Consider the following 11704-nt stretch of genomic DNA (forward strand, 5'->3'; position numbering starts at 1 on the left):
AGAATACGGGTGCAGGCCATATATGCGCGTACTGAGCAGGCCCACTTGAGTGGTCCAATTTGAAAGTTAGTGCAGGATTGGCCTTTGGTCCATCGAGACGATGCCCTCTGGCCCAGGCGGGCGATAGCCCAAGACACCGTGTGGTCGTTTGGTGTTGCAATGGTTCCTCCAGCTTTCGATGATGATTTGGGCTTCCCGTAGCGAGTAGACGATTTCGCCGTTCAACAGTTCGACTCGCATCCGCCCGTTGAAGCTCTCGCAGTATCCGTTTCCCATGCAATACCCGGCTGGGCATCGCATGGCGATGTCCCGGGAGGGGCGACCGGGGCTCAATGTAAGCAGTCTTTGCCCCAACTGCCTTGATCCAATCCCTGACGGCCTCGGCAATGAACTCTGAGCCTTTGTTGGACCTGATGTAGGCTGGCACGCCACGCGGGATGAACAGGTCAATTGAATAGCGCAGCATCGGTCAGAATGGGCACCGACCTGCGTGCAGTTCAGTTGTCCTGAGGCCATACAAAAATTGATAGCACCGTCAGATATCTAGGAGACGAGCTCGAAGACGCGCTGAGCATTTCCGAGCGGATTGATTTCTGAGAATTCTGACGAACGGTAGGAGCCGTTCGTCATTTCGAAGCGGTCTTGACCGTTTGATCCTTCCTACGGCAACGCTGAGCCCACTTTGCTAAATTGCTGCGCCATAGCTAATGTCCGCTTCTTGGGGCTGTAAGCACCTCGGCCGAAAGTACACAATTTATGCTGGCTCTTTCAACAGATGCTTTGCGGAAGCACTTAGGCCCGCAAGAGTTAGCGCGGTTGCGTCGTGGCAATCCGTGGTAGCATCTGCGAGGGAAAGCGCCTGCGCGTAGGTACACGTCAGATCTGCGGCACCAATCAAATGCACTGTCTGCCCTGACCACATCGTGCGGGTTGCCGCAAACTCAAACCCGAGCAGCAATCCGGAAAGTCGGGCTCTTGCTTTGGCAGCGTTTGCGCTTGTGAGAAGCGTACCTGCGCGGATCTCGAATAGCTCGGTAGCTACACTTTCGGGGGTCGCGAGCGCCCCAACCACGGCGGTCTCGAACGATGCTTGGTCCCAGCCATCTGCGCCCATTGAGTGCCGCAAGATCGATTGATCAGAAATCAGTCCAAAAATCTCACCCGTCATCGCGCTTACAAAATGCTGAATCCGACCACCTGACACTTCCACCCATTTCGCGTGCGTACCCGGCAGGCAGAGCACACCTGTAAACTCGGCATGGGACTGTAAAAACCCTGCAATCTGTGTCTCTTCGCCCCTCATAACGTTCGGGGGGGTGGTTTGCTTAACGCCCGGCAGGATGAAAACTTCGCGCGCTGTCCCCGGTGCCTTAACGGCCCTCAAATGCAATTGCTCTAGGGCTCCGTCGATTGGAACATAGGGGGCCTCGATCCAGCCTTGTGCCGCGCCAACCATACCGCTCGCTACCACCGGAACATGCGCGGGGACCTCCATCTGCACCAAGGCCTGCTCCAGTACGGACGAGAACTGGTCAGACGTCAGAGTGTTCATCCCCTGCGCCCCTTTATGACAGGCGCATACTGCTCCGTCTGCCCCGATGGCCCAAGCCCGAAAACTGGATGTTCCCCAGTCAACAGCAACAAATTCAATCTGTGTCATGGCGCTAGCCTATCTCGTAGTGGGCAATGAAATCTCGATCCGGCTCGACGCCTAGTCCTGGTCCGGTGGGAATGCTCACGCGGCCCTTGCTGCGGGCGACCTGCCCTTGAATATCAAGTGGATCGGCCAACAGGTTGTCGCGGAAACGGTTCTCGGTCGTGTCAAATTCCAGCATCGGCTCCCACGGGTGCAGACCGCCAGGCATGGGCGGCATGGCGGCTAGCAGTTGCAGATTGGTGGCCACGGCGATGGCGCTCCCCCAGACGTGGTTGATCACAGGTGTGAAATGCGCGTGGCAGAGAGCCAGAACGCGCAGGTATTCGGTGATTCCACCCAAGGCGCAGACTTCGGGTTGGGCGATGTCCAGCCCGCGGTTCTCAAGGATCGAACGCCAGCCCCAGCGGGCGAATTCGGCCTCGCCGCCCGAAATGTTTACCTTCAGTCCCGCGCGCAGTTCCCGGTAGCCGTCATGGTCTTCGGGCGCGACGGGTTCCTCGAACCAATAAGCGCCGAGTTCCTCCAGCGCGCGACCAACATAGAAGGCATCTGACGTCGTGTAGCAGTGGTTGGCATCGACCATGAAACGGGCCTCGCCCACCCCCTTGGCCACCGCTTCGCACAAGCGCACATCTTCGCGTGGGCCAAGGCCTGTTTTCATTTTAGCCGCGCCAAATCCCATGCCAATGATTGCCGCTGCTTCATCAGTAAACCTGGCCACGTGATCCTCGACGCTTTCGCGTTTGAGCATCATGCCATAACCATAGGCTGCAACATCTGTGCGATGCGCACCGCCGATCAGCTTGTGAATGGGCAGACCAACGACTTTGCCGGCGATATCCCACAGCGCAATGTCCACGCCGGACAGAGACTGGATCGGCATCCCCTTCTGTCCATGATCGCGCAGCAAATTATACACTTTGTGCCAGATCACATCGCGGTCCAGCGGGTCCATACCAATGACCATCGGTGCGATTACCCGTTCGACGATGGTCTTGTTCGCGATTGCCACGTTACCCGGGCCAAAACATTCACCCCAACCCGTGATCCCTTCGTCGGTGGTGACCTCAACTAGATGCGCGGTGCGTTTTGCGTAATATTGCTGCGAGTACCCCAGTTCCTCAGGCATATCACATTGCAGGACATGGGATTTTATTTCGATGATTTTCATGCTGTTTCCAGGGCTCGGGTGATGCGTTTGACGACGAGATAATCGTGAAGCGCGAGCGTCGAGCAGTCATGCCCAATCCCAGATTGGCCGATACCACCGTGAGGCAGATCAATGTCGTACTTCACACCATTGATCTGGATTTCGCCGTAACGGAGTTTCCCCGCCCAGCGTTCGGCCTTTGCGAGGTCGCGCGTGAAAACGTAGGCAGTCAAACCGCCGTCATCGCAATCATTTGCCATGCGTTCGAGTTCGCTAGTCTCATCAAATGGCACAATGCTGACAATGGGGCCAAAGGTTTCCTGCTGATATACACCCATCGTCTCGGTAACACCTCCAAGGACCGTCGGTGCCAGAAAATGACCTTTGTTTTGGCCGTCGGGGCGGGTTCCTCCCGCAAGGATGGTAGCACCATATAGTGCGGCATCGTCGATTAGACACCTGAGCCGGGACCATGCGCGGCCGTCAATGACAGGGCCCGTCGTGATATTGGCAGTTTTGTCCCAGCCAACAGTGGCAGATTCAGCCCGCGCGACGGCTTTTTCGGTAAAGGCATCATGAACATCCCTATGCACAAAGACGCGGTTTGGAGAGACACATACCTGGCCGGCGTTCGAAAATTTAACACCGCAGACGATATCGGCCGCCAAGTCCAAATCAGCATCCGGAAATACAAGCACAGGGGCATTGCCGCCCAGTTCCATAGAGTAGCGTTTTATCGTGCTCGCACCGGTGCGCATGATGTGTTTGCCGGTTTTGGTCGAACCAATCAACGTGATAAGCGCAGGGATTGGCGACGCCGACAAATGATCAGCCACATCATAGCCGTCGGTACAGAGGATCTGAACGACACCGTTAGGCATTCCGATTTTATGACATAACTCGCCAACCGCATAAGCCGAGATCGGTGTTTGCTCGGAGGGGCGGATAATGATCGGACAGCCCGCCGCCATTGCCGGACCAATTTTGAAGGCTAGGTTCAGAAGCGGAAAATTCCACGCGAGGAACGCGAGCGCCACCCCCGCTGGCTCGTAGACCATACGATGTGTATGAGTCCCTGCACGGTCGGGCAGTCCCATGTCCTGAAACCGTGCGATTTCCTCGGCATAGAAAGCGAGGCTATTCTTCAGGCTATCAAAATCCTCTTGTGTGCTCGCCCACGGCTTGCCCAACTCGTAGTGAATGCAGTCGCGCAGATGCTCTTCGTTCTCGATCACTGCGTCGCGCAGTTTGCGCATCCACTCCTGCCGTTCCGAGATGGACGTTTGCGCCCAAGTCGGAAAAGCGGCCCTTGCTGCCTCTAGTGCGCGATCCGCATCGGCGATCCCTGCGGTGGGCACGGTGGCGACCAATTCTTCTGTAGCGGGATTGAAAACGTCAATGCTTGCCATACCACCGGTCAGCTCACCGGCGATATACATCTGTTTCTCGAATTTGGGCATTGGGTTGTCTTTCATTTCTTAAATGTCTCCAGCGTAGTGACAAAGCACATCTGCGCCGTCGATTTTCCGTGTCGTTGGAACGGTCTCGCGGCACATGTCCGTCGCGTGCGGACAACGAGGTGAAAAGCGGCAGCCTTTCGAAGCGACGATTGGGATGGCTTCCCCTTTCAACCTGCGTGGCTTGCGGGCGCGCGGATCGGGGATCGGTACCGCCTCCAAAAGTGCACGAGTGTAGGGATGCTTGGGATTTTGAAAGAGATCAGTCGTTGTAGACAGCTCCACTATCTGACCAAGATACATGACCGCGATCCGGTCGCAGAAATGTTCAACGACTGCTAGATCGTGCGCAACGAAGATGTAGGTTAACGCATATTGCTCCTGCAAATCCTTCAGTAGGTTAAGTGTCTGGGCCTGAATTGAAACATCCAGCGCAGAGACGGCTTCGTCTGCGATGATCACTTCCGGGTTGGTCGCAAGTGCGCGTGCAATGCCGAGTCGCTGACGCTGCCCACCCGAAAAGGCGTTTGGGTAGCGGTGGAGGAATTCAGGGCGAAGGCCCACTTTTGTAAGCAATTCGGAGACACGATCAGCGAGTGCAGCCCCTTTTAAACCCTCCGCCTTCGAGATGCTCTGACCGATGAGGTCTATCACACGTAGTCGCGGATTGAGTGACGATTGCGGGTCTTGAAAAACCATTCGAATGGCCTGCCAGATCTGGCGCAGTGTCTTTTGGTCGGCCCCAACAAGGTCCGTACCATGGAATTTTACGGAACCAGAAGACGGTTTGATGATCTGCATCATACAGCGCCCGAGCGTCGTCTTGCCTGACCCACTTTCTCCCACAATGCCGAAACTTTCACCTCGCATGACATCAAAAGAAATATTATCCACGGCACGCACCACGTCATTCGGTTTAGAAAAAAATCCACCACCGATGTTGAAGTGTTTGTTTAGTCCCCGGACCTCGATCACCGGCTCAGTCATGGGTTTTCTCCAAGTGTAGGAAACAGGCGGCCTGGCTGTCACCGATATCCACCATCGCCGGTTCATTGACGTCGCAAATACCCGGCATGAAATGGTCACAGCGCGTACGGAAGGTACAACCAGTGGGCCGCGCAAGCGGATGCGGCACCATTCCCCGGATGGCAGGCAGGCGGTCGCGCTTTTCACCACCTATTTTCGGAACGGATTCCAAAAGAGCGCGAGTATAGGGGTGCTGTGGACGCTCAAAGATCGAATAGACATCGCCTTTCTCGACCACTTTTCCCATGTACATGACGGCGACGTCTTCTGCGACCTGAGCGACGACCCCGAGGTCATGCGTAATGAGCATGACCCCCATCTCGAATTCTTCCTTTAGCTCAGCAATTAGGTCAAGAATCTGTGCCTGCGTTGTAACATCAAGCGCCGTCGTCGGCTCGTCGGCGATCAAAAGGCGGGGTTGGCAAGACAACGCCATAGCAATCATCGCCCGTTGACGCATGCCTCCGGAAAGCTCGAAGGGATAGGACTCGAACCGCTCCCGTGGGCGCGGAATTCCTACCTTGTCGAGCATCTCAATCGCAATTTCTTTTGCTTCTTTCCGCGACACGTCGCGGTGCAGCGAAATAGTCTCAGCTATCTGTTGGCCGATCTTCTGAATCGGCCCAAGCGAAGACATCGGCTCTTGAAAGATCATGGCGATATCCTGCCCGCGGATCTGCCGGAGTTGGCGCGAACCGTGACGTACCTTGGCCAAGTCTACAATAGAGCCCTCGGCGCTCCGATATTGGATCGAGCCTTCAACAATTCGTCCAGGCGCGTCCACAATCCGCATGATCGAGCGGGCCATGATCGACTTGCCACACCCCGACTCGCCCAGAACACACAGTGTTCGGTTAGGGTAAATGTCGAGATCCACGCCCTCGACCGCCTTAACGACGCCGTCGTCCGTGTGGAAGTGGGTTTTGAGCCCGCGCATCTCGACAAGAGGTTCAGTGGGCATTGGGGTCAGCGGCATCACGAAGTCCATCTCCTAGAAAGTTGAGGGCAAGGACCGCCATGACGATCATCGTACCGGGCGCGATCAACAGCCATGGTGCCTGAATGATCGTGCGGATGTTCTGCGCCTCCTTGAGTAAAGTGCCCCAAGACACTGTGGGCGGTTGCAGTCCGATTCCAAGGAAAGAAAGAGAGGTCTCCGCAAGGATCATAAGCGGCACGGCCAACGTCAGTGAAGCGATGATGTGCGACGAAAAAGACGGTACCATGTGGCGACGAATTACTTCCCAATCGGTCAAACCGTCCAACCGAGCAGCGGTGACAAAATCCTCTTTACGCAAGGATAGAAACTTGCCCCTGACTTCGCGTGCCAAAGAGGTCCAACCAATCATCGAGACTATTACGGTCACCACAAAATAAGTCCGTAGCGGTGGCCACCCCAGCGGAATAGCCGCGGCAAGCCCCATCCAGAGCGGGATAGTCGGAATTGAGCGGATGAACTCGATCAGGCGCTGGATAATGTTGTCGATCCAGCCACCATAGTAACCAGAAATGCCCCCAAGCGAAATGCCAATGACCATTGACAACGCGACACCAACTAACCCGATAGACATCGATACACGTGTACCCATGACAATTCGGCTGTAAATGTCTCGCCCTAGTCGGTCAGCTCCGAAGAAATAGACCCGGTCGCGAGGGTTTTTGGCGCCGAATAGGTGCGTGTTCAACGGGATCAGACCAAGCAACTTGTAGTCATAGCCTTCGACGAAGAACCCCAGCGGGATTATCTTGTCGGGATCTTCGACAAATGTACGCCGACGCTCCTCTTCATTCAATTCCAGCTTCAAACCTCTGGCATGCAAAAGGAACTGACTCGTTCCGCTTTCGTCATTTGTGAACAACTGCACTGACATCGGGGGGGCGAATGGCGCACGGCGATTTGTTTCATTGATGTCTTGCGTGGTCAAAAACTCTCCAAAGAGCGCCATTAGGTAGATGAAGCCGACAAACCAGAGACTGAAATAGGCTAACCGGTGGCGCTTGAACTTACGCCATATTAGCGACCAAGGCCCTAGCAGTTCAGGGACCAAGTTAGTGTCTTTGCTATTGTCAGAGACGGGAGAGGTATCAGTTAAGGTCATTGATAGCGGATCCTTGGGTCAATCCAGGCCAGAAGCAGATCTGAGATGAGCGTACCCAGCACCGTCAGGAGACTAACGATCAGGATCAATGACCCTGCGAGGTACATGTCCTGCACCAGAAGTGCGCGCAGAAGCATCGGTCCTGTCGTGGGCAGGTTCATCACAACGGCCACGATGATCTCTCCAGAGACCAGCGTCGGGAGTATCCAGCCGATAGTGGAAAGAAAGGGGTTTAGCGCGACCCGAACCGGATAACGCATGAGAAGTTGAAATTCCGACATGCCCTTGGCACGGGCGGTCACGACGTAAGGTCGGTAGAGTTCATCCAGCAAGTTCGCCCGCATAATCCGGATCAATGCCGCCGCACCAGACGTGCCGACGACCACGATGGGCATCCAGATGTGCTTGAACAGATCGACGTATTTCTCCCAAGTCCATGGAGCGTCAAGGTATTCTGGACTCACAAGCCCGCCGACGGATTGGCCGAAGTACTTGAAAGCCACGTACATCATGACAAGCGCCAGCAGGAAATTAGGAACAGCAAGTCCGATAAAGCCAAAGAAGGTCGCGGCATAATCGCCAAAGGAGTATTTGCGGACTGCCGAATAGATGCCGATGGGTAGAGCGATCGCCCATATGAATAGCAGCGTCATAAGTGAAATGGCGAAGGTCCAGCCCAGGCGGTCCCAAATCAAGTCGCCGACTGGAAGGTTCTTTTCAAAGGAAAGGCCAAAGTCACCTTGCATGACAATTCCTGTGATCCATTTCCAGTACTGAACGAAAAAGGGCTGACCCAGCCCATATTGCTCGCGCAGGGCTTCCATCGTTCCACTGTCCAACCCGCCTTGATCCGACAGCTCTGCCGCAAGGGTGTCCAGATAATCACCAGGCGGGAGCTGAATGATCAGAAAGGTCACGATTGAAACGAGTATGACCGTCGGGATCATGTAAAAGATGCGTCTAAGAAGAAAAGCGAACATCACTTTTTCCTATGAGAGAAGGGTTGGCCCAGGGCGAGGATTACGCCCAGGACCGATTAGTTCACAGATCAAGGCAGGGAAACACCGCCCTCAAAGAACATTTGGCTTACGTACGGAGACGGATACCAAAGCTGACCAGAGATCGGCAGCGGATCGGGATGGTTGCGCACGTTATTGCGAGCCACACCGAAGGCTGGATCGCTTTGCACTAGACCGATCGTCAGAAACTGGTCGGCCGACATTTCGAGGAGTTGATCCATCGTAGCCTTGCGATCCTCGGCTGTCGCCGCACCTTTGACCAGATTGTATTGATCAAAGAGCGCCCTTATGGCTTCGGGCGGCTCAATACCCGTGTTAGGATCCACGCCCCAACGCGACCATTCCGGAGCCCAATACACCGCAGAACCAAATGGCAGATAGCACTCGGGCGAGGTGTAGGCGTCAGATTGACCGCCCGCGCAGTTCCAAATATAGGCGTCGTGCTCGGCACGGGCCGCGATTTCCTGAAGTCGCGCACGGTCACTAACCCGGATTTGAACATCAAGGCCTACGTCGGCGGCATATGCGGAAACCAGTTCCATTACGTCTGGGAACTGTGCCCCAAAGACATCTGCTGTAAGGAAGACAAGCGTAAAACGGTCACCGTTAGGATCCAGGCGGAACCCATCGGAGTCCATTTCGGGCAGCACTTTGTCGAGGTATTCTTTCGCCAGATCCGGGTCGAATTCGGTAAATTGAGTGGCCATTCGCTCATTGTAAAGCGGCGAGACAGGCTGCGGCGCGGTCTGTGCCGCACGGCCGGAGCCAAAGTAGATCAGGTCGATGATTTCCTGCCGATCAACGGCATGGGACAGGCCGATACGGAAATCTTTATTATTGACGATCTCGTTCTTAACTGGATCGGGATTATTCAAATTCAGCATCAAGATCGCGCCGTTAGATGGCAGATCATTGGTGTCAAAAAAATCGTACTGACCCCGCTCCATGTTGTCGGTCAGCACGGCGCGGTTTGCAGGGCGGCCCAAATGCCGATTCATGTAGTCGATTTCCCCATTGAACGCCTTAAGCAAGATCGTTTCTGGGTCTTCGACCTGATCCCAGCTTATGGCATCAAAATAGGGAAGCTGGTTACCTTCGCGATCAACCTTCCAGAAGTATGGGTTTCTCACCGCGACGACGCGGTCGGAGGAGCCATACGCGTTCTGCAACGTCCAAGGGTGAAGCGTCGGGCGGTCCGTGTTCTGCCAGAATGCGGGCGTATGCAAATTGCCGGCCTTAAGGCGAAACAACGAAACCCAATCGGCGGCCGCGGGCTCTGCATCAATCAGAGCTTGAATACCGTCAGGATTGTAGTCGACATGGAACTGGCTCAGGTAGTGTCTGGGATAGTTCACCGGAAAGTATCCGAAGCCATAAGCCAAGTTGTTAATAAATAATCCGTTGGGGCTTTCGAATTGGAATTCGACTGTCAGATTGTCGATTTTGGTAACCTTTACCGGACCTTCAGGACCGACATAGATCGCATGTTTCGAAGTGGTCAGCCGTTCGTCCGAAAAGACCTCATACCAGAACATGATGTCATCTGCAGTAAATGGAGCTCCATCCGACCACTTCATGTCTTTGCGTAAGCTGAAGGTAAAAGTGGTGGCATCATCGGACACAGTCCAGCTTGAAGCGATGTTCGGCCGGACCTCAGTCCAGTCGGCGCTCCAACGCACAAGGTTCTCATGTCCGATGACACGCACGATATTGTGCTGATCGCCGCCACCGAGAATAGCGCGCCGCATCGTCCCTCCGTACTCCCCGATGGTGTCCAGTGTCTCGAACACGAGCGGGTCGGTGGGCAAGCGGTCCTCGACGGGAGGCAACTCTCCCGAAGCGACTCTCTCATCAAAGATCGGGGCTTGGCTGTAGCTTTGAGCGTGCGCACTAGCCCCAAGCAGTATCGCCGCCACCGCAGTTAAACCGACGCGGGTTAACCGCCTCTTCGTGTTGAAATTCCTCATTTCTTCCTCCCTGTTTTAGTTTTGCGTCACCAGTTGGTGACCGAACCGTCCGGCTTCTGTAGATGCGGACATTCGACGTGGTCAGGCGCAGAGGTACGGATCGCATCCTCGTCCACCTCAACGCCGAGGCCTGGCGCTTCGGGCACTGGATAAACAGGCCCGTCTAGTTCAATTTGTGTTGGGAACATGATAGGGTCGTGGAAACCAAGCGCTTCAGCTGGAGATTGGCGTGTCTCAACCCAAGCAAGATTTGGCACAACCGCTGCCATGTGAACCGTAGCTGCGGTGCAGACCGGCCCGAGTGGGTTGTGGGGCATAAGATCAATATAAGATCGCTCGCTCCAACCGGCGACTTTCAGGGCCTCCGTGAACCCACCGATGTTACAGATGTCGAGCCGCATGTACTGCGTCAGCCCTTGTTCAAGGAACGGTGCCGCCTGCCATTTCGAGGCAAACTCTTCGCCAACGGCGAAAGGAACATCCGTCATTCCGCGTAGCATCGCGTATGCTTCAGGCGCTTCGGAACGTATCGGCTCTTCAAGAAAATCAAGCGTACCAGGTGGTAAGAGATTGCAGAAACTGACGATTTCGGACGGAGAGTAGCGATGATGCAGATCAATGCCGATCGCCAAGTCGGGCCCAAACTCCGCGCGCATCGCCTTGAGAATATCAATGGTTCCGCCAAGTGACCGACGTGGGTTGAAGGAGGTGTCATCGGAAAAGCCTGACGGATAAATGCGGACGCACTCCCACCCTGCCTCAACTAACAACCGCGTTTTTTCCAACGACTGCTGAACCGTTTCCGCCATAAAACTTCCGAAAGTCGGCACAACATCGCGTTGCTTGCCGCCAAGCAGTTGATGCACAGGCACGCCCAGGCGCTTTCCGAGCAGATCATAAAGCGCGATGTCGATAGCTGACATCGCGGCGGTGATGACGCGACCACCTTCGAAATATTGGCTGCGATAGGCCTCTTGCCAAATGCGTCCAATCTGACGTGAGTCCTGACCAATTAGGAAGGTCGAGAAACTGTCGATCATCGCAGCGACTGAAGCTTCGCGCGACGACAGTCCGCTTTCGCCCCACCCCACAAGGCCGTCTTCGGTCTCTATCCTGACCAAAAGCTGATTGCGCGCTCCAACACGGGCAAGCAATGGCTCGATCCGTGCGATCTTCACCGCGCGCTGTGCTGCGGCAGTTGGCCCCCTTGGCGCAGTTATCTTTTGCTCTTTCGTCACCGTCGCACTCCTTGACACGAATCTTGCCTACCACTATTGATAACACAATTTCAAAAAATCGTACATTATTTTTAGCGGATTATCCACGAAA

General features: G+C 55.1%; 9 protein-coding genes and 2 pseudogenes. 1 reads left to right on the plus strand and 10 read right to left on the minus strand.

Going from position 1 to position 11704, the window contains the following annotated elements; all coding sequences use genetic code 11:
- Positions 1-66 precede the first annotated feature (66 nt).
- Positions 67-448: pseudogene (locus KMP13_RS00180) on the minus strand (integrase core domain-containing protein); the annotation flags it as partial.
- 32 nt (positions 449-480) lie between these two features.
- Here KMP13_RS00180 and KMP13_RS20285 point away from each other — a divergent pair.
- Positions 481-597: pseudogene (locus KMP13_RS20285) on the plus strand (integrase); the annotation flags it as partial.
- A gap of 157 nt (positions 598-754) precedes the next feature.
- On the opposite strand, the gene KMP13_RS00185 reads toward KMP13_RS20285, so the two are convergent.
- The 9 genes from KMP13_RS00185 to KMP13_RS00225 form a co-directional block, all read right to left on the minus strand.
- A complete protein-coding gene (locus tag KMP13_RS00185; protein WP_215263426.1) occupies positions 755-1660 on the minus strand; it encodes a 2-dehydro-3-deoxygalactonokinase in 906 nt (301 codons plus the stop codon).
- 4 nt (positions 1661-1664) lie between these two features.
- Positions 1665-2828, minus strand: a complete 1164-nt coding sequence (locus KMP13_RS00190; RefSeq protein ID WP_215263427.1) for a mandelate racemase/muconate lactonizing enzyme family protein — start codon at positions 2826-2828, stop codon at positions 1665-1667.
- Positions 2825-4282 carry an NAD-dependent succinate-semialdehyde dehydrogenase gene (locus KMP13_RS00195; RefSeq protein ID WP_251363610.1) on the minus strand — a complete coding sequence of 486 codons (1458 nt, stop codon included), beginning with the start codon at positions 4280-4282 and terminating at the stop codon, positions 2825-2827. Before KMP13_RS00195 ends, KMP13_RS00190 begins: the two co-directional genes overlap by 4 nt.
- A gap of 3 nt (positions 4283-4285) precedes the next feature.
- A complete protein-coding gene (locus tag KMP13_RS00200; protein ID WP_215263428.1) occupies positions 4286-5251 on the minus strand; it encodes an ABC transporter ATP-binding protein in 966 nt (321 codons plus the stop codon).
- Complete coding sequence (locus KMP13_RS00205) at positions 5244-6266, minus strand: ABC transporter ATP-binding protein (RefSeq protein WP_251363612.1); 1023 nt, start codon at positions 6264-6266, stop codon at positions 5244-5246. Before KMP13_RS00205 ends, KMP13_RS00200 begins: the two co-directional genes overlap by 8 nt.
- Complete coding sequence (locus KMP13_RS00210) at positions 6241-7389, minus strand: ABC transporter permease (RefSeq protein ID WP_251363611.1); 1149 nt, start codon at positions 7387-7389, stop codon at positions 6241-6243. The genes KMP13_RS00205 and KMP13_RS00210 overlap by 26 nt, the downstream gene beginning before the upstream one ends.
- Positions 7386-8369, minus strand: coding sequence for an ABC transporter permease (locus tag KMP13_RS00215; RefSeq protein ID WP_215263430.1), 984 nt, complete (start codon positions 8367-8369; stop codon positions 7386-7388). Before KMP13_RS00215 ends, KMP13_RS00210 begins: the two co-directional genes overlap by 4 nt.
- A gap of 68 nt (positions 8370-8437) precedes the next feature.
- Entirely contained in the window at positions 8438-10375 is a 1938-nt protein-coding gene (locus tag KMP13_RS00220) for an ABC transporter substrate-binding protein (protein WP_215263431.1), read from the minus strand.
- 26 nt (positions 10376-10401) lie between these two features.
- Positions 10402-11613, minus strand: coding sequence for a mandelate racemase/muconate lactonizing enzyme family protein (locus tag KMP13_RS00225; RefSeq protein WP_353055660.1), 1212 nt, complete (start codon positions 11611-11613; stop codon positions 10402-10404).
- Between the last annotated feature and the right edge of the window lie 91 nt (positions 11614-11704).

This window comes from Epibacterium ulvae, assembly GCF_018678075.1.
Classification (GTDB): Bacteria; Pseudomonadota; Alphaproteobacteria; order Rhodobacterales; family Rhodobacteraceae; genus Epibacterium; species Epibacterium ulvae_A.